22 protein-coding genes and 1 riboswitch are annotated in these 16,626 nt (G+C 46.9%); of the genes, 16 read left to right on the top strand and 6 right to left on the bottom strand.

Features of this window, described 5'->3' with window-relative positions; genetic code table 11:
* The 8 genes from ACFO5U_RS13665 to ACFO5U_RS13630 all read left to right on the top strand — a co-directional run.
* Positions 1–766, top strand: a 766-nt coding sequence (locus ACFO5U_RS13665; protein ID WP_377279655.1) for a sulfite exporter TauE/SafE family protein, incomplete at its 5' end; no start/stop codon positions are given.
* A gap of 12 nt (positions 767–778) precedes the next feature.
* Entirely contained in the window at positions 779–2,122 is a 1,344-nt protein-coding gene (locus ACFO5U_RS13660; protein ID WP_377279654.1) for a bifunctional metallophosphatase/5'-nucleotidase, read from the top strand.
* 71 nt (positions 2,123–2,193) lie between these two features.
* Positions 2,194–2,374: riboswitch (Lysine riboswitch) on the top strand.
* A gap of 112 nt (positions 2,375–2,486) precedes the next feature.
* Positions 2,487–4,061, top strand: a complete 1,575-nt coding sequence (locus tag ACFO5U_RS13655; RefSeq protein WP_377279653.1) for a Na+/H+ antiporter NhaC family protein — start codon at positions 2,487–2,489, stop codon at positions 4,059–4,061.
* Positions 4,062–4,260: 199 nt separating this feature from the next.
* Positions 4,261–5,823 (top strand): sodium-dependent transporter, encoded by a 1,563-nt coding sequence (locus ACFO5U_RS13650; protein WP_377279652.1) that lies wholly within the window; start codon positions 4,261–4,263, stop codon positions 5,821–5,823.
* A 12-nt stretch (positions 5,824–5,835) separates the two neighbouring features.
* Positions 5,836–5,958 carry a MetS family NSS transporter small subunit gene (locus ACFO5U_RS13645; RefSeq protein WP_377279651.1) on the top strand — a complete coding sequence of 41 codons (123 nt, stop codon included), beginning with the start codon at positions 5,836–5,838 and terminating at the stop codon, positions 5,956–5,958.
* A 197-nt stretch (positions 5,959–6,155) separates the two neighbouring features.
* Entirely contained in the window at positions 6,156–6,515 is a 360-nt protein-coding gene (locus tag ACFO5U_RS13640; protein WP_377279650.1) for a YutD family protein, read from the top strand.
* 83 nt (positions 6,516–6,598) lie between these two features.
* Positions 6,599–7,057 (top strand): type VII toxin-antitoxin system HepT family RNase toxin, encoded by a 459-nt coding sequence (gene hepT, locus ACFO5U_RS13635; RefSeq protein WP_377279649.1) that lies wholly within the window; start codon positions 6,599–6,601, stop codon positions 7,055–7,057.
* Positions 7,044–7,817, top strand: coding sequence for a TIGR01457 family HAD-type hydrolase (locus ACFO5U_RS13630; RefSeq protein ID WP_377279648.1), 774 nt, complete (start codon positions 7,044–7,046; stop codon positions 7,815–7,817). Before hepT ends, ACFO5U_RS13630 begins: the two co-directional genes overlap by 14 nt.
* 22 nt (positions 7,818–7,839) lie before the next feature.
* Here ACFO5U_RS13630 and ACFO5U_RS13625 read toward each other — a convergent pair whose 3' ends face one another.
* A complete protein-coding gene (locus ACFO5U_RS13625) occupies positions 7,840–8,076 on the bottom strand; it encodes a YuzB family protein (RefSeq protein WP_377279647.1) in 237 nt (78 codons plus the stop codon).
* A gap of 152 nt (positions 8,077–8,228) precedes the next feature.
* On the opposite strand from ACFO5U_RS13625, the gene ACFO5U_RS13620 reads away from it, so the two are divergent.
* Positions 8,229–9,296 (top strand): NAD(P)/FAD-dependent oxidoreductase, encoded by a 1,068-nt coding sequence (locus ACFO5U_RS13620; protein WP_377279646.1) that lies wholly within the window; start codon positions 8,229–8,231, stop codon positions 9,294–9,296.
* Between the two features lie 33 nt (positions 9,297–9,329).
* Here the strand turns inward: ACFO5U_RS13620 and ACFO5U_RS13615 are convergent, their stop codons facing one another.
* A complete protein-coding gene (locus ACFO5U_RS13615) occupies positions 9,330–9,656 on the bottom strand; it encodes a YuzD family protein (protein ID WP_377279645.1) in 327 nt (108 codons plus the stop codon).
* An 83-nt stretch (positions 9,657–9,739) separates the two neighbouring features.
* On the opposite strand from ACFO5U_RS13615, the gene ACFO5U_RS13610 reads away from it, so the two are divergent.
* From ACFO5U_RS13610 to ACFO5U_RS13585, 6 genes are all read left to right on the top strand, one after another.
* Positions 9,740–9,976: a NifU family protein gene (locus ACFO5U_RS13610; protein ID WP_215108377.1), complete on the top strand. Its 237-nt coding sequence runs from the start codon at positions 9,740–9,742 to the stop codon at positions 9,974–9,976.
* Positions 9,977–10,060: 84 nt separating this feature from the next.
* On the top strand, positions 10,061–10,423 hold the full coding sequence (locus ACFO5U_RS13605; RefSeq protein WP_377279644.1) for a HesB/IscA family protein: 363 nt from the start codon (positions 10,061–10,063) through the stop codon (positions 10,421–10,423).
* Between the two features lie 184 nt (positions 10,424–10,607).
* On the top strand, positions 10,608–11,822 hold the full coding sequence (locus tag ACFO5U_RS13600; protein ID WP_377279643.1) for an NAD(P)/FAD-dependent oxidoreductase: 1,215 nt from the start codon (positions 10,608–10,610) through the stop codon (positions 11,820–11,822).
* A gap of 56 nt (positions 11,823–11,878) precedes the next feature.
* A complete protein-coding gene (locus tag ACFO5U_RS13595) occupies positions 11,879–12,379 on the top strand; it encodes an NUDIX domain-containing protein (RefSeq protein WP_377279642.1) in 501 nt (166 codons plus the stop codon).
* 187 nt (positions 12,380–12,566) lie between these two features.
* Positions 12,567–12,695 carry a YuiA family protein gene (locus ACFO5U_RS13590; RefSeq protein WP_377279641.1) on the top strand — a complete coding sequence of 43 codons (129 nt, stop codon included), beginning with the start codon at positions 12,567–12,569 and terminating at the stop codon, positions 12,693–12,695.
* Between the two features lie 144 nt (positions 12,696–12,839).
* The gene (locus tag ACFO5U_RS13585; RefSeq protein ID WP_377279640.1) at positions 12,840–13,169 is read left to right on the top strand and encodes a YuiB family protein; all 330 of its coding nucleotides are present in this window, start codon (positions 12,840–12,842) and stop codon (positions 13,167–13,169) included.
* Between the two features lie 59 nt (positions 13,170–13,228).
* Here ACFO5U_RS13585 and ACFO5U_RS13580 read toward each other — a convergent pair whose 3' ends face one another.
* Complete coding sequence (locus ACFO5U_RS13580) at positions 13,229–13,702, bottom strand: divergent PAP2 family protein (RefSeq protein ID WP_377279639.1); 474 nt, start codon at positions 13,700–13,702, stop codon at positions 13,229–13,231.
* A gap of 227 nt (positions 13,703–13,929) precedes the next feature.
* Between ACFO5U_RS13580 and ACFO5U_RS13575 the strand changes: the two genes are divergently transcribed.
* Positions 13,930–15,420 (top strand): leucyl aminopeptidase, encoded by a 1,491-nt coding sequence (locus tag ACFO5U_RS13575; RefSeq protein ID WP_377279638.1) that lies wholly within the window; start codon positions 13,930–13,932, stop codon positions 15,418–15,420.
* Positions 15,421–15,457: 37 nt separating this feature from the next.
* On the opposite strand, the gene mnhG is transcribed toward ACFO5U_RS13575, so the two are convergent.
* The 3 genes from mnhG to ACFO5U_RS13560 are packed head-to-tail and all read right to left on the bottom strand — an operon-like array spanning position 15,458 to position 16,621.
* Complete coding sequence (gene mnhG, locus ACFO5U_RS13570; protein WP_377279637.1) at positions 15,458–15,916, bottom strand: monovalent cation/H(+) antiporter subunit G; 459 nt, start codon at positions 15,914–15,916, stop codon at positions 15,458–15,460.
* Positions 15,867–16,145, bottom strand: a complete 279-nt coding sequence (locus ACFO5U_RS13565; protein WP_377279636.1) for a Na(+)/H(+) antiporter subunit F1 — start codon at positions 16,143–16,145, stop codon at positions 15,867–15,869. Before ACFO5U_RS13565 ends, mnhG begins: the two co-directional genes overlap by 50 nt.
* Positions 16,142–16,621 carry a Na+/H+ antiporter subunit E gene (locus ACFO5U_RS13560; RefSeq protein WP_377279635.1) on the bottom strand — a complete coding sequence of 160 codons (480 nt, stop codon included), beginning with the start codon at positions 16,619–16,621 and terminating at the stop codon, positions 16,142–16,144. The genes ACFO5U_RS13565 and ACFO5U_RS13560 overlap by 4 nt, the downstream gene beginning before the upstream one ends.
* Positions 16,622–16,626 lie beyond the last annotated feature (5 nt).

Here is a 16,626-nt window from a genome sequence, read left to right as displayed (position 1 = left end):
CGGGGGAGGGGTCATTTTAGTTCCCGCACTCTTATTTTTAGGTTCGGCCATCAGTTTTTTTCCGGGTTTGTCCCCACAGGAAATTGTCGGCCTGTCCGTCATCATGATGATCTTTACCGGTTTATCATCAACGCTTGCCTATATGAAGATGGGCACCGTTGATTATCGAAGTGGCTTTATCTTTTTTCTCGGCAGCGCGCCAGGAACGGTGATCGGCGCACTGGTGAACCGCAATCTTGATGTCCCATCGTTTCAATTATATTTCGGCTTATTACTGGTGTTTCTATCCTTGCTTTTGCTATTGAGGGACCGGTTGAATTCGGTCAGTTGGTTTGTCGAACGGGGCAAAAAACGTGTTTTTCACGACCGCAAAACAGATAAGCGCTATGTTTACGGATACCCGCTTTGGTTTGCGCTCGGTTTGACTTTCATTGTCGGTTTCGCTTCAGGGCTGTTTGGCATCGGCGGCGGTGCGATTCTTGTGCCGGCGATGATTTTATTGTTTTTGTTCCCGCCGCATGTGGCGGTCGGCACATCCATGCTCATGGTCTTTTTATCGGCGATTGTGAATTCAGTCACCCATATTTCCCTAGGCAATGTACCGTGGATCTTTACGCTTGCGGTTGTTCCGGGCGCCTATATCGGTGCGAAAATCGGCGCAAAGCTTAATCAAAGCATCAAATCCGAGACATTGGTCTTATTATTGCGCATTGCATTATTGTTATTCGGGCTTCGCTCGATTTACGAAGGAATTTTCAGTTCATAAGAGGTGTTGTACATGAGCGAAACCATTCATATTTATCATACGAACGATTTACACAGCCATTTTGAACACTGGCCGCGCATCAAAGCGCTGCTGACTGAGCGCAGGCGTTGGCATGAAGAGGCCGGCGATGCTTGCTTGGTGCTCGATGTCGGGGATCACGCTGACCGCTCTCATCCATTCACTGAAGGAACAGCAGGCAAAGGAAATGTCCAATTGCTCAATGAAGCGGGCTACGATGCGGTGACGATCGGCAATAACGAAGGCATTACATTGTCGAAAAAAGAGTTGGATGAACTATACGTGCAAGCCGATTTTTCTGTCGTCGTCGCCAATTTGGTAGATCTCGATGGAAACCAGCCGGAATGGGCGATACCAAGCCATATTATCGAAACGAAACAAGGCCTCAAAATCGGGTTGATCGCAGCAACTGCCGAATTCACGCCTTTTTACCGCCGTCTTGGCTGGAACGTGACAAACGGCAGGGAAGCAATCAGGCGGGAAGCAAAAAAAATCCGGCAGGCAGTCGATTACATCATTTGTTTGTCGCATCTTGGCATTAAAGAAGATGAACTATTGGCCGCTGAATGCCCTGAAGTGGATATTATCTTAGGTGCGCATACACACCATCTGTTTCATCAAGGAAAAGATATTGAAGGCACATTGCTTGGTGCTGCCGGGAAGTTCGGTTTTTATGTCGGCCATATTGAAATCGATGGTGCAACCGGCAAAATGTCAGCTGAAGTGATCGAGACCGATCGATTGCCGGAAGTCGATGAAGGGTTCAATGAACAATTGATCAGCATCGGCAAGCAGCAATTAGCCGAGACGGTCTTTTACAACGAAGAGCATTTGAAAGCCGAATGGTTCAAAGCTTCGCCTATGGCAGAGTTGTTCGGGTCTGCATTGATCGAGTTTACTGCAGCTGATTGCAGTCTTTTCAACGCAGGAATTTTTATGGAAGATATGTCGCGGGGCGAGATGACACGCTATGACTTCCACCGCATGCTGCCGCATCCGATCAACCCGTGCGTCATTCAATTGAGCGGCGCAGAGCTGAAAGAAATCTATTTGCAATCATTGAACGAGGACTGGCCGCAACTCGAACTTAAGGGCATGGGATTTCGAGGGACGGTGTTTGGGCGCATGATCCACAGCGGCATGGAACTGCATGGCCATCAATTGATGGTGGGTGGCAAGAAGGCAGATCCGGAACATATTTACCGCTTAGCCACACTGGACCTTTTCACATTCGGTTATTTTTTTCCAGCGCTCAAGCGTGCTCCGAAAACGTATTTCATGCCTGAATTTTTACGTGATGTGTTCGGAGACTATTTACGGATGAAAGCACATAAATAGAAGAAACATTCGGAATCGACTGTTAGTTGATTTTCGGCCTTGTTTGGGATATGCTTTTGATGAATTAGATATCGATGGGTAGAGGCTGCAGCCTTCATCAGTAGAATGTGCGAGTTTGACCGCGTTGACCGCATTCGAAAGGGAAGCTTGCCGAAATTCCCGCTTCCGGGTCAAGAAGCGGCGATTGGGGGCATTTCAAAAAGGAATGCCACTGTCATGTTGCACAAGTGCACATGAAGAGCTACAGGGTTGTTTGATGCTTGAGCACACAGACGAATTGTAGAAAGCCGTTTTATCCATTGGATGAAACGGCTTTTTTTCGTGGAGTCCTACGCCATCACAATGAATAGGAGGAAATCTAATTATGGAAAACACAATCTTTTCGGTACTGCCGCCGATTATCGCCATTGCCATGGTGCTTTTGACGAGGCGCGTGCTATTGTCACTCGGCGTCGGCATCGTGGCCGCTGCATTTCTGTTGACTTCTTTTGCACCAGTGGAAGCGTTAACAGAACTGGCCACCTCGTTTGCTGTCATTTTTTGGGACGGCGGCTTTAATGCCTATAATGTCTTTATCATTTTGTTTTTGTTGCTGCTCGGCGTCATTACGGCTTTTGTCAGCTTATCCGGAGGAAGCCACGCATTTGCGGATTGGGCATCTGCTCGTGTTAAAACACGCCGCGGGGCTAAACTGGTCACGGTATTCCTCGGCATCCTCATTTTCATCGACGATTATTTCAACGCATTAGCTGTTGGGCAAGTAGCGCGTCCGATTACAGACCGCTACAAAGTGTCGCGCGCGAAACTTGCGTATTTCATCGATTCCACGGCCGCACCAATTTGTGTTGTTTCTCCAGTATCGAGTTGGGGAGCTGCGATCATCGGCATTATCGGCACCATTCTTGCAGGCCAGACATTCCTGGACTACTCAGCTTTAGAAGCATTCCTGTGGATGGCCCCGATGAACTTTTATGTTATCGCGGCACTTGCAATCGTCTTCTTCGTCGCTATTCGAGATGTAGACTTCGGGGAAATGAAAAAGCACGAACATTTGGCCATAACAGAAGGACGTTTGTTCGATCCGGACAAAGTCATTCCAGGCGAGATGAAGGAAGATTTCCCGAGTCATTCTCATGGCAGAGTCCGCGATCTCGTATTGCCGATTGTATTATTGATTGTCGGAACGGTTTCAGCGATGATCTGGACCGGCTATCTCAATTCCGGCGAAGTATTCGACATCTGGTTGATTTTCGAAAATACCGATGTACCTTTAGCGCTTCTAACAGGTGGTCTCATCGGTGCACTTGCAGCCATCATTTTATATGCGCTGCAAATCAAGCGCAATGAAGCAGCAGAAGCACATTGGATTGCTAGAGGGATCTGGGCTGGAATCAAATCCATGTCAGGTGCTGTTTTTATTCTTATCTTCGCTTGGGCGTTAACTTATTTGATTGGCGCGCTTGAGACGGGTACTTACTTGGCGGATGCTGTAGCACAGGGCAATGTTCCAACAAGCATTTTGCCGGTATTGTTGTTCTTGCTCGCTGGCGTCATGGCATTTTCCACCGGTACTTCGTGGGGATCTTTCGGGATCTTGCTCCCGATTGCCGGGACGATCATGATCCAGGCAGAGCCTGAATTATTGTTGCCTTCATTATCCGCCGTATTGGCAGGGGCTGTATTTGGAGATCATTGCTCGCCGATTTCCGATACGACGATTCTTTCGTCAACTGGCGCTGGCAGCAACCATTTGGATCACGTTATCACACAATTGCCGTATGCACTGACTTCAGCAGCTGTGGCCTCTATAGGGTATATCGTCATAGGCTTTAGCGGCTCGTTGCCATTAGCACTTGGAGCGGTGGCTATTGTACTCGCAATACTATTCGTTTTCTGGTCAAGACGTACAACTTTAATGGAAAAACACACTCAAAACTAAGTTCTTGAAGGCGGAGATGCTACATCTTCGCCTTTTTATTATTGTCATAATAGTTTTTTTGAAAAATTTATAGAAATTATCTTTACTTTGAAGGATGTGCTCGTTATACTAAATTTAGATTCCACAATAATCTGAATATAAACAAACTTCCTATTTTTCTGTTAAAAAATTGGAAGTTTACCACAAAGGGGGAAGAGAGATGGAACGTTCTTCATGGGGGACACGAGCCGGTTTTATTATGGCTGCTGTCGGCTCGGCAGTAGGGTTAGGGAATATTTGGCGATTCCCGTACGTAGCATACGAAAATGGTGGGGGCGCATTTTTTATTCCATATTTGTTCGCTCTTTTAACAGCCGGTATTCCAATTCTTATATTGGAGTTCACGATCGGCCATCGTTATCGCGGATCCGCACCACTTTCATTCTTTAGAATGAGCGGCAAGAAAGCTGAATGGCTCGGATGGTGGGCGATGTTTGTGTCGTTCGTCATATCGGTGTATTACGCAGTCATCATCGCTTGGGCGATGCGTTATACATTGTTCTCGTTCAATCAGGCATGGGGAGAGGACACGGAAGCGTTCCTGTTCAATGATTTTCTCCAGCTTACTGTGTCGCCAGGTGAGACCGGGGGAATCGTCTGGGGCATCTTTATACCGCTAGTTATCGTCTGGGCCATTACATTAGGCATTCTGTTAGCCGGCGTAAAACGCGGCATTGAAATGGCCAACCGTATCTTCATTCCGACACTGGTGGTCATTTTCATCATCATCGTCATCCGCGCAGTGACACTTGACGGTGCTATGTTGGGGCTGGATGCATTCTTCAGGCCGAATTTTGACGCCATAATGGATCCAACCGTTTGGGTTGCAGCATATGGCCACATATTCTTCAGTTTATCTGTCGCCTTTGCGATCATGATAACGTACTCCAGTTATCTGCCGAAAAAATCGGATATTACAAATAACGCGTTCATTACCGGTTTTGCGAACTCGAGTTTCGAGTTGTTGGCTGGTATCGGGGTATTCGCAATCCTCGGTTTCATGGCGACACAATCAAATGTCGCTGTAGCGGATGTCGCTTCTGCAGGTGTCGGGCTCGCGTTCGTCGTATTCCCGGCAATCATCAATGAATTCCCGGGAATGAATGGCCTCTTTGGCTTCTTGTTCTTCTTGTCGCTGACACTTGCGGGATTAACCTCCCTCATGTCGATCACTGAAACCTATGTGGCAGGATTCACTGAGAAATTCGGAATTTCAAGACGCAAAGCCGTAGCGTTCGGCGGCGGGCTTGCTGCATTGATTTCGGTTCTCTTTGCTACACAAGGCGGTCTGTTCTTCTTGGATATCGCCGATTACTACATCAACCAATTCGGTGTCGCAGCTGTTGGTCTTGTAGAAGTCATCATGGTTGTCTGGATCTTGCGCAAAGCGGATGATTTGAAGTCGCATGCCAATGCGATTTCCGATATTCCTCTCGGCGGCTGGTGGAAATTCAGCCTCGGCATCATTACGCCGGTCGTTCTCGGATACATGATGTTCGGATTGCTGCGCTTGAACATCTTCCAGCAATTTGATACAGAAACAGGAAACTATGAAGGCTACTCCAATATGTTCACATTGACAGGCGGCGTTGCTGTCGCAGCGGGAGCTCTACTCTTCGGAATCTTGTTCTCACTCGGCAAATGGCATAAGAACTACCGCTTCTACGATGAACATTCCGAGCATCCTGAAGCTCCTGCACGTCCAATAAAAGAAAAAGAATAGGGAGGGATCGACATGTCAGTTAGTGCGATTGTCGTTATGATTATCGGGATGCTCCTCCTATGGGGCGGATTGGCGGCAAGCATCTTTAACGCTGTCAGATCAAGCAAAGCAAATAAATCTCAAGATCTAGGATAAGGGTCTATCATCTCCGGCTGCCGACGCAGCCGGAGATTTCTTTTATTAACTGCCTAAACGCAGCGCTGCTTGTTCAGTGGGGGCCGTTGTGATACATTTGGAGTAGGATAAGTTTGAAAGAATATGCTCTGGCGAAAATGGAAATACACGGCAATTGCCTGTGTTGAGGTCATAAATAGGTATGGATGGTGAGGATATTGATCACGATAGAAAAATGGAACTACGAGGTGGTCAAGGATCATCGCGAAGGTTTTCAAGAAGAAGCGTTCCAAAACCGATATAGCGATATTCTTGCCAAATATGATTATATTCTAGGTGATTGGGGTTATGGCCAGCTTCGCTTAAAAGGTTTTTTTGAAGACAGCAACAGCAAGGCGAGCTATGATACCAAAATCAGCACTTTGCAGGATTATTTGTATGAGTACTGTAATTTCGGCTGTTCTTATTTCATTTTGAAAAAAGCCGGCCGGGCACCAGAAGCAGAAGCGACGGAACAAGCGGAAGAACAACCGTTTAAATCAGAGCCGCAACAAGTGGAAACCCCTGAGGCAGATTGACCTGCCGGGGGTTTTTTTATGTGCATATGATATGATATAGAAGAAAAGAGATTCGCTGCAACAGCAAAATGGAGGGACTCAATATGTATTTTATCGACCGTGGAAAAATCAAAAAAGCTATCGTGTACATGGATGCGTTGCTTGCCTTATATGAGGAAAATAACAACTGGGATTCATTGAAGGATCAACTGGCGCTTGAACGGCTGTCGCTTGGTGCGATCGAAGCGGTCATCGATGTCGGAAATTCAATGATTGACGGGTTCATTATGAGGGATCCGGGCAGCTATGAGGACATCATCGACATTCTCGTAGACGAAAAAGTCATTTCTCCGGAAATGGATCAGCCCTTAAAAGAAGTGGTGGGGCTGCGCAAAATGCTCGTGCGCGATTTTATTGCGGTAGATCACAATGAAATCTTGCGGATCATGGATACCCACATCGATTCCTTAAAACTGTTCGGCCCGAAAGTAAGCCATTATTTAGAGCATGAATTAGGCCCTGTATCGGCATTTATTCCGGAGAATGACAATGGCCAAAGCTAAACCTTATAAAGCTTATTGCCTAGATTTAGATGGCACGGTTTACCGAGGCAGTGAGCGTGTTGAACATGCTGCACAATTTGTTGACACGCTGCAGCAAAGCGGCATCGAACCATTCTATATTACGAACAATGCATCGATGACCGTGGATCAACTGCATGACAAGCTGGAAAAAGCTGGCGTGCATGCGGACAGATCCCGCATCATGTCTTCTGCAGTCGCGGCTGCTAAATACATACGCCGCTGGTATCCGGAACGGACGGTTTTTCTTGTCGGTTCGAAAGGCTTGGAAGAAGCATTGGATGATCATGGCATCAAGCGGGTTGAGAAGCAGGCAGATATCGTATTGATGGGTCTCGATCCACAAGTCACTTATGATAAATTGGCGAATGCCTGCCTGGAAGTTCAGCGTGGAGCGGTGTTTTTGTCGACTAATGGAGATTTGGCTTTTCCGACAGAGCGTGGCTTGTTTCCAGGAAACGGGGCATTTACAGCATTGGTGGCACAAGCAACGGACATCGATCCGGTCTTTATCGGCAAACCTGAAATTCATATGCTTGAAGCAATCCACCACGAATATGGCTTCCGTAAAGAAGATATGGTCATGATCGGGGACAATTACGACACCGATATCCAAGCGGGCATTCGGTTCGGCATTGACACAGTCCACGTCAACACCGGCGTTACACCGATGGATGCGGTACTTCAAAAAGACCCGCCGCCAAGTTTCGTCCTCGAGAATTTGTCATTTTGGGACCATTAAAAAAAGCCGTCCAAATGGCGGCTTAAAATAACGGATTTTCTTCAATAAACTTGTAGACTTTCTTGGTTAGCTCTTCAGGCGTGTCGGCCTCCACAATTTCACCGTTGACAAGTGCAAAAAGGGATTCGGCACACTGGCTACAATAACTTAAGCAACCATATTCGAGCACATCCAAGTTCGGATCTTGCTCTAATTTTGCAAAAGCTTCTTCTGACCCATTGGCTAAGTTGCTCATACAAAATTCAATAATCGGATTCATTCCAGCTCACCTCACTACTAGAAAATCCTACCGTGTTTTAAGGCAATCGTCAATTAATTGATTTTGCTTCTAAAGGATTGTGAAAGTTATCACAATCAGCTATACTCATATGTGGAATCATGAGCAGAATGACGGGCTTAAAGGAGAATTTTATGAAAAAGTTAGTCTTACTTGGAGGCGGATACGGCAATATGCGGGTTTTGCTGCGTTTATTGCCAAACAATTTCCCTCAAGACATGGAAATCATTTTAATTGATCGAACACCTTTTCACAGCATGAAAACGGAGTTCTATGCACTGGCTGCTGGGACTGAAGCAGACCATGAAGTGCGCGTTCCATTTCCGGAACATGAGCGCCTGAAAATCGTCAACGGCGAGATACGTGAAATCGGATTGGAAGAGAAATGCATCTTTTTAGAAGATGGCCAGCGCATCGCTTACGATGAATTGGTCATCGGGCTCGGTTGTGAAGACAAATACCACGGAGTTCCGGGAGCAGAAGAGTTTACGTACAGCATCCAGACAATCGGCAAGTCACGCAAAACTTATGAAGCACTACTCGGGTTGAAGTCCGGAGCTACTGTAGGGGTTGTGGGAGCCGGGCTAAGCGGCATCGAACTCGCAAGTGAATTGCGCGAAAGCCGCAGCGACCTGCAGATTAAGTTGTTTGATCGCAGCCCGAGAATTTTGCGCGACTTCCCTGAACGCCTCAGTAATTTTGTCAAGAAATGGTTCGACAATAATAATGTCGATGTCGTTTCGAGTTCGAACATCACCAAAGTAGAGCCGAATCTGCTGCATAACCACGAAGAAACGATCCCTGTGGATGCAGTGGTCTGGACGGCAGGCATACAGCCCGTAAAACCGGTGCGTGATTTGAATCTGGAATGTGATGGCACGGGACGTGTCGTCATCAATCAATATCATCAACTGCCGAACGATGAAAATGTTTACGTCGTCGGGGATTGCGCCGCACTTCCGATGGCACCTTCCGCTCAGCTCGCTGAAGAACAAGCCGAACAGATCGTGAAAGTGCTGCGCATGAAGTGGAAAGGCGAGAAGTTGCCTGAAACGATGCCTGAGATCAAGCTGAAAGGTTTCCTCGGCTCGCTTGGGAAAAAGCAAGGGTTTGCTTACCTTGCAGACCGTACCGTTACTGGGCGCATTGCACGTTTAATGAAGTCGGGCGTCCTATGGATGTACAAATGGCATAATGGCTAAAGAAAAAAGCGCTCCGCGGAGCGCTTTTTTGTTTTACTGTGAGGCAATAAAGCCGTGTTTTTCGAGTTCCCGGTATACCGGCTTTAACTGGATATAACCTTCTCCGACGATTTCGTCCTCGATGAGCACGAGCGGATAGAAAAACTCGTCTTCTAAAATGCGCTCTGCATAATCTTTTTGTTTGGCGTCTTGGAGCGGTTTCTCAATATCTATATAGCTTATTGAAAATGGCTGATCTTTGTATTTCCGTGAAATGGCAGCTTCTAGCCACTCGTACGTGTCTTTCGATGATGGGGCATTAACACAGCTGGCGCAGATTTGTTCGGTTCCGTACACTTCGATGCTTAGTTTTTTCGTCATAAATAAAGGCCTCCCGGAAATTCATTATTGGCTTTTTCTTCTTATTCACATTATAATGATTGTAATGAAAGGAGTCGATATAAATGACTGAAGCTATGATGGAAGATCAAGTAATGGAAGTCTTAGATAAATTGCGTCCATTCCTTTTACGTGATGGGGGAGACTGTGAATTGGTGGATATCGAGGACGGCATCGTGAAATTGCGCCTACTCGGCGCTTGCGGCAGCTGCCCAAGTTCAACCATCACATTAAAAGCGGGCATTGAGCGCGCACTTGTCGAAGAAGTACCCGGCATTGTAGAAGTGGAACAAGTCTTTTAATATCCGGGGGCCTTTCATGGGTCCCTTTTTCTGTCCATACGTAAATAAATGGGCAACTCCATGGTAAAGAAAGGGTGAACGTAGATGACACAAGTCGTAGAAATTACAGAAGCCGCTTCTTTCCAAGTGAAGGAAATGATGCGCCATAATGAAGAAGAAGGTGCTTTTCTCCGCGTGGCAGTTAATGGCGGAGGCTGCAGTGGATTGACCTATGGCATGGGCTTTGAACATGAAGTGACAGATGCCGATGAGCAATATGAACAGCACGGCATTCAAATACTCATCAATAAACAAGATGCGCCAATTTTAAAAGGCACCGTTGTTGATTACAAGCAATCGCTCATGGGCGGTGGGTTTACAATCGACAACCCGAACGCCATCGCTTCTTGCGGCTGCGGAACGAGTTTCCGGACCGCCAAAAAAGCTGGAACTCCTGAAAACTGCTAAAACGAAAACCCGCTGTGACAAAAGCGGGTTTTTTTCATGTTTTGCTATCCTGTCCCTCTGTCGTGTATGCACTCAACTGTTGAAAAGCAATGGCAAAAGGGCTAATATAGAGGATAGGTGTTTACTGGGAGAAGGTTCGACGATTCCCAGTGCATAAAATGACTTGAAGGTGGTTGCGATTGTATTGAAAAGACCGTCAATTTTAGTATTAGGTGCAGGCTATGGTGGTTTGACTACTGTAGTGAATTTACAGAAGGAATTTGGGACAGATGCAGCGGATATTACGCTCATCAATAAAAATGAATACCATTACGAAAGCACATGGTTGCATGAAGCGGCAGCTGGTACGATGCTTCCGGAAGACGTCCGTTACGATATCAGCGATGTCATCGACAGCGGCAAAACGAATTTTGTCCAAGCGACAGTCGAAGCAATCGACGTAGACAATAAAAAAGTCACTACTGACAACGGTGAATTCACTTATGATTACCTTGTCATCGGTCTTGGCTTTGAAGGAGAAACTTTCGGCATCGAAGGATTGGATAAATACGCTTTGTCGATCGCCAACGTGAAGGCGGCTCGTTACATCCGTGAGCATATTGAATTCCAATTCGCGACTTGGTCAACAGAGCAAGTGAAAGACGATAGCCGTTTGACGATCGTTGTCGGCGGCGCTGGCTTCACAGGAATCGAGTTCCTTGGAGAATTGGCGAACCGTGTGCCGGAATTGTGCAAGGAATTTGACGTTCCCCAAGAAAAAGTCCGTGTCATCTGTGTAGAAGCAGCTCCTATGGTGTTGCCAGGATTCGATCCAGAATTGGTGGATTATGCTGTAGGGTATCTCCAATCAAAAGGTATCGAATTCTCTATCGGCACGCCAGTAGTCGAAGCGACTCCTGAAGGCGTTAAGGTGAAGAAGGGCGAAGACGAATTCGAATTCATCAAAGCTGGCACAGTCGTTTGGGCTGCTGGCGTCCGCGGCAACCGTTTGATCGAAGAAACATCGATCGAAAGCATGCGTGCCCGCGTGAAAGTCGAAAAAGACATGCGCGCTCCAGGCTATTCGGATGTCTTCATCGTCGGCGACTGTGCATTGATGATCAACGAAGAAATCAATCGCCCTTATCCTCCGACTGCACAAATTGCGATGCAGCAAGGTGAGCGTATTGCAAAAAACATCAAAGCGCTTGCTGGCGAAGGAACAACAGAAGAATTCGTTCCTGACTTGAAGGGAACGGTTTGCTCACTTGGTGAGGAAGATGCTATTGGTGTTGTCTTCGGCAAGAAAGTGACTGGAAGACGTGCTGCGTTCATGAAGAAAATGATCGACAACCGTGCGTTGTACATGATCGGCGGAGCCGGTCTTGTCATGAAAAAAGGAAAACTTAAAGTTTGGTAAAAATGAGCCTCCCGTTGTGGGGGGCTTTTTACATAGCAAGACAGGAGGGGCTAGGGATGGCGAAAAGTAAAAGGGGAGACGTTTGGCTTGGGGCAGCCGGTCTAGTCGTGAATGAAGCGCAGCAATGGCTTGTTGTCAAAAAGCGCTACGGGGGTTTGCATGGCAAATGGTCGTTGCCTGCAGGATTTGTTGAAAAGGACGAAACCGTTGATCAAGCTGCTCTGAGGGAAGTGAAAGAAGAAACAGGAATTGACTGCAGGCTGCTCGGGATGATCGGTTTTCGATCAGGCGTCATTAAAGGGAAAATCAGCGACAATATGGCGGTGTTTCTGCTGAAACCGTTGACACTAGGGCAAAAAATTATCCCTCAACAACAAGAGCTCTATGATGCAGCATGGCGTTCGCCTGAAGAGTTGGCGCTCGACCCGGATGCCAGTGTCATGCTCCACGAAATGACTGCATACATCGTAGAAGAAGGATTCGAGCCGATTGAAGATGTCGATCCAGGGCATATTTTCGGCTATACCTACTATAAATTGTTTTTCCGCAAACAGTGATCAATATCCAGTTTTGAATTAACAGATTATTTATAGAAAGTCAGTATAAAAGAGATAAAGAGAGAAAAATAGAGGAAATACCATTTGTAAACGGATACAAATGGTATTTTTTATTTGCAAGCGATTGCGATACGTGATATATTACGGATTATTCAGAATATTTAAAACGACAGAGGAGGTGTTTCGAATGACAGTCTTCAAGAAAAGATTAACTGCAAACCATTGCCCATACTGTGCGGGCCAAGGTTATTTCCAATTACGATTGGGTGGTTCTGAAACGTGCTCCTGCTGTTCAGGATCGGGAAAAAACAAATAAGTAATTTAAAAAGCAGCTGCTTCGGCTGCTTTTTTTGTTGTCGAAACAACTGTCTGTGACAAAGTCATGAATACTGATGCTTCACATTGAAAGGGCTTGAGCTTTCGGGTAAACTGAGTAAGGGAATAACGGAGGTTAGAGTCCATGAACAGTTCATTTACTATTGTCCAATTAATCATTTCCATCTTGCTATTTTATGTCATGTTTTTCGGCATCGGATTTTTGCTTAATATGTTGCTTCGCATGACGTGGCTGATGGCAGTCGTCTATCCTGTCGTCATTTTGCTCGTTATTGATGATGTTGGCGTGTTCGATTATTTTACAGCACCAGGAGAATCGTTCTCCATGCTTGGCGACACGATCCGCTCCTTGACGGGCAGTGATATTGCAGTGCTGACAGCCGGATTTTTAGGTGCGGTCACTTCGGGAATCGTCATGAAAATCCTACGCAAAATGGGTTATCAAATGTTTTGATCCCTTATCATAACGCAACGCAAAAAAGCCGGACTGCAAATTGCAGCCCGGCTTTTCGTTTACATCATGCTGTAGAAAATCACCGAAATGGCGATCCCTGTCAATGCCCCCATAAACACTTCGCTCGGCTTATGTCCAAGTAAGGTTTTTAGTTCTTCTATTTTTTCTTCTTCTTTTTTAGATGGCCATTTTCGCGTCTCTTCCATGAATAAATTGAGGTCAAGGCGCATTTTATTGATCGTCAAGGCCTGCTGACCTGCTTGGAAGCGGACGCCTGTCGCATCGTACATCGTGATGACAGCAAACAGCGCAGACACAGCAAACACAGTAGAAGAAATACCGGCTTCGTAAGCTACAGCCGTCGTCAAGGAGGTAACGGCAGCAGAATGCGAGCTGGGCATTCCACCCGTTGACGTAAATAGCCCCCAATTCAGCTCCCTTGTGACGGCGTACTGAATTGGGATTTTAACAAATTGGGCAAACAGGATTGCAAACAAGGCGATCATTAAAGGAGTATTAGATAAAAGTTCCATTCGGTGAGCAACCCTTTCTTCATAAAGTAGGTACTGAAAGTATACCATATGCCTAGTGGATCAAGCGCATCGTCTATCTATTCCGGACGTCGAAGGAATGATACACTTAAATAGCAACATATAGGAAAGTTATAGTCCTAGGCAATAATATAATCGTACCGTACTAATGCGGCCATCTGGCTGTCAGCTGGATCAAGGCCTTTCAAGCGAGAAAGAGGAGGATGTAAATGGAAATCAACGTGATAAAGCCAACAGAACCGTGTCAAGCAGAGGTGTTAATCGTCGGATTAAGCCGGCACCCTGAAAATGCTCATGGATGGAACGAATTTGAGGAGCGCTTTGATGGGCGCTTGGCTCAATGGCTCAAAGGCGGGTTGTCGTTTGATTCGCAAAATCTGAGTATTTATCCAACTTTAAATGGAGACATTCCACGCGTGTTGTTTGTCGGCATCGGGGACCGCAAGAAATGGACAGCAGAAGACATGCGCCGTGCGTTCGGCCTAGTCGGCAAACAATTGGCAAAAGAAAAAATCCGCCATGCGGCCATTTACTCCGCATCATTTGAAAGCGATGCGCTAGCAGGAGAGCAAGTCGCCCATTTAGCGGCGGAAGGCATTCAAATGGGAGCGTATCGCTTTGCTGATTACAAAACTGGCTCGAACGAAATGGACCATCGTTTGGAATTGTTGAGCTTCCTGACAGAGCAGCAAGACGAATCCATCCGTACTGCTGCATTTATCGGAACCGTCCATGCAGAAGCTGTCAATGAAGCGCGGACGCTCGTCAATATGCCTGGAAATATTTTGACGCCGAGAGCAATGGCGGAGTATGCCGAAGAATTAGGAGAGGCATACGGCTTCGAGACCGAGATTTTAGGACGCAGTGAAATCGAAGAGCTGGGCATGGGCGCTTTGCTCGCTGTCAACCAGGGCTCTGATGAGGAACCGCGCTTAATCGTTTTGAAGTACAAAGCGACAGAAGGCTTTGAAGACCCCTTAGCGCTCGTCGGCAAAGGGATCACCTTCGACACTGGCGGATACTCTTTAAAGCCGAAGGACGGCATTGTAGGCATGAAAGGGGACATGGGAGGGGCAGCTGCTATCTTGGGGGCGATGCGCATCATCGGCGAGACCAAGCCTGACAAAAACGTCCTAGCGGTCATCGCCTCGACTGACAATATGGTATCCGGCACGGCATTCAAGCCGGACGATGTCATTACGTCGATGAGCGGCAAGACTATCGAAATCCTTAATACCGATGCGGAAGGGCGCTTGGTGCTTGCGGATGCCGTTACATATGCGAAGCAACTCGGAGCGACGGAATTAGTGGATGTTGCGACATTGACCGGAGGGGTAATTGTAGCTCTGGGCAAGGACAAAACGGGCGCATTGACAAACGATGGCGCATTTTATGCAAAACTTTTAGAAGCGGCCAAGAAAACAGATGAATTCATTTGGCAATTGCCGCTCACTGAAAGCGATAAAAAGCGCCTCAGAAAAAGCGATGTGGCCGATTTGAACAATTCGCCGGGCCGCGATGGCCATATGATCTTTGGTGGCGGATTTGTTGGGGAGTTTGTCGGCGATACCCCGTGGATCCATTTGGACATTGCAGGTACGTCACATGCGGATGCCGCGCATGATTTGGGGCCGCAGGGCGGTACCGGTGCGATGGTCCGGACTTTGGCGCTTTTTGTGGAAAGCTATAGCCGTAAATAATGGATACAAAAAAGCAGCGGCCCTTGGGCCGCTGCTTTTATTTGTTTTCCAGTTCTTCTTCCGGATTGGTGCCTTCATTGGCAGCCGCTTTGTCCATTGCGTCTTCAAAATGGACGCGGCGTTTTTCAAGCGCTGGCCCCATGTCGTCACGGACGGTTTCCTCTGCGACTTTGATGCCAGTCATATAAGAAGCGCGGCCGATCAAATGACCGGCTACCGGTTGCGTGATGAAGAGGAAAGCAATGGCAATTACCATCTGTGTATTGAATATGCCTTCATTAAACCAAAAATGGATGAACGTTCCGAGCAATACAGACAACACGCCGAGCGTTGAACTTTTAGAAGCTGCATGGGTACGCGTGTAGACGTCCGGCAAGCGGATCAAGCCAAGCGCGGTGACAGCGCTGAACAAAACACCGATGCTGATCAAAACGATTATGAGGATATCAACGAGGGTCTCGATCGAAAATCTCTCCTCTCTCCAGGAATTTCGCAAAGGCTGCTGTCCCGATAAACGACAAGATGCTCATCAGAAGAATAACCTCGAGGAAAAATTCCGTCTCAAAAATCAAAGATAACAGGGCCACGATCGAGACTAGTGTGACACCGCTCGCATCCAGTGCCACGACACGGTCAGCGACTGTCGGGCCTTTTACCAAGCGGAACAACAACCCGGCAAAAGAAATGCTGACGATAAACAACGATATCCAATAAAATGTCATCATGCGCGGCTCACCTCCAGAATCGCCCGCTCAAATGTGTTTTTTATAGATGACACGGCTTGGTCGATGTCTTCGAAATCCAATGCATGGATATAGAGGCGTTTTTGGTCGTCTGATATGCCGATCACAAGCGTGCCCGGCGTCAAGGTGATAAGCGAGGACAGTAAAGTCACTTGCCAATCGTCATTCAGCTCGGTCTCCATTTCAAAAATGGCCGGCTTGATGTTCATGTTCGGACGGATGACGATGGACAATACTTGAACACTCGATTTGAACAGTTCCCGCAAAAACAGCAGGAATAGTGAAAATATAGCCCATACGCGTGAAATGTAAAGGCGTTTCGAGAAAAAGCGCCGCATCAAAATGATGATGCCGAGCCCGACTAAAAAGCCGATGGCGAATCCGGAAGGAGTAAATGACACTGTCATGAACATCCAGACGAACGCGAGAAAGAAATTCAATAGGATTTGTAAAGACATATCGA

The sequence above is a fragment of the Planococcus dechangensis genome (genome assembly GCF_042654465.1).
Classification (GTDB): domain Bacteria; phylum Bacillota; class Bacilli; order Bacillales_A; family Planococcaceae; genus Planococcus; species Planococcus dechangensis.
This window is presented reverse-complemented; position numbering and strand designations above follow the sequence as displayed.

What these genes read in the sequence shown, in the direction of transcription:
- ACFO5U_RS13660 (WP_377279654.1), top strand. Translation starts at nt 779, where the DNA reads ATGAGCGAAACCATTCATATTTATCATACGAACGATTTACACAGCCAT.
- ACFO5U_RS13655 (WP_377279653.1), top strand. Translation starts at nt 2,487, where the DNA reads ATGGAAAACACAATCTTTTCGGTACTGCCGCCGATTATCGCCATTGCC.
- ACFO5U_RS13650 (WP_377279652.1), top strand. Translation starts at nt 4,261, where the DNA reads ATGGAACGTTCTTCATGGGGGACACGAGCCGGTTTTATTATGGCTGCT.
- ACFO5U_RS13645 (WP_377279651.1), top strand. Translation starts at nt 5,836, where the DNA reads ATGTCAGTTAGTGCGATTGTCGTTATGATTATCGGGATGCTCCTCCTA.
- hepT (WP_377279649.1), top strand. Translation starts at nt 6,599, where the DNA reads ATGTATTTTATCGACCGTGGAAAAATCAAAAAAGCTATCGTGTACATG.
- ACFO5U_RS13630 (WP_377279648.1), top strand. Translation starts at nt 7,044, where the DNA reads ATGGCCAAAGCTAAACCTTATAAAGCTTATTGCCTAGATTTAGATGGC.
- ACFO5U_RS13625 (WP_377279647.1), bottom strand. Translation starts at nt 8,076, where the DNA reads ATGAATCCGATTATTGAATTTTGTATGAGCAACTTAGCCAATGGGTCA.
- ACFO5U_RS13620 (WP_377279646.1), top strand. Translation starts at nt 8,229, where the DNA reads ATGAAAAAGTTAGTCTTACTTGGAGGCGGATACGGCAATATGCGGGTT.
- ACFO5U_RS13615 (WP_377279645.1), bottom strand. Translation starts at nt 9,656, where the DNA reads ATGACGAAAAAACTAAGCATCGAAGTGTACGGAACCGAACAAATCTGC.
- ACFO5U_RS13610 (WP_215108377.1), top strand. Translation starts at nt 9,740, where the DNA reads ATGACTGAAGCTATGATGGAAGATCAAGTAATGGAAGTCTTAGATAAA.
- ACFO5U_RS13605 (WP_377279644.1), top strand. Translation starts at nt 10,061, where the DNA reads ATGACACAAGTCGTAGAAATTACAGAAGCCGCTTCTTTCCAAGTGAAG.
- ACFO5U_RS13595 (WP_377279642.1), top strand. Translation starts at nt 11,879, where the DNA reads ATGGCGAAAAGTAAAAGGGGAGACGTTTGGCTTGGGGCAGCCGGTCTA.
- ACFO5U_RS13590 (WP_377279641.1), top strand. Translation starts at nt 12,567, where the DNA reads ATGACAGTCTTCAAGAAAAGATTAACTGCAAACCATTGCCCATACTGT.
- ACFO5U_RS13585 (WP_377279640.1), top strand. Translation starts at nt 12,840, where the DNA reads ATGAACAGTTCATTTACTATTGTCCAATTAATCATTTCCATCTTGCTA.
- ACFO5U_RS13580 (WP_377279639.1), bottom strand. Translation starts at nt 13,702, where the DNA reads ATGGAACTTTTATCTAATACTCCTTTAATGATCGCCTTGTTTGCAATC.
- ACFO5U_RS13575 (WP_377279638.1), top strand. Translation starts at nt 13,930, where the DNA reads ATGGAAATCAACGTGATAAAGCCAACAGAACCGTGTCAAGCAGAGGTG.
- ACFO5U_RS13565 (WP_377279636.1), bottom strand. Translation starts at nt 16,145, where the DNA reads ATGATGACATTTTATTGGATATCGTTGTTTATCGTCAGCATTTCTTTT.
- ACFO5U_RS13560 (WP_377279635.1), bottom strand. Translation starts at nt 16,621, where the DNA reads ATGTCTTTACAAATCCTATTGAATTTCTTTCTCGCGTTCGTCTGGATG.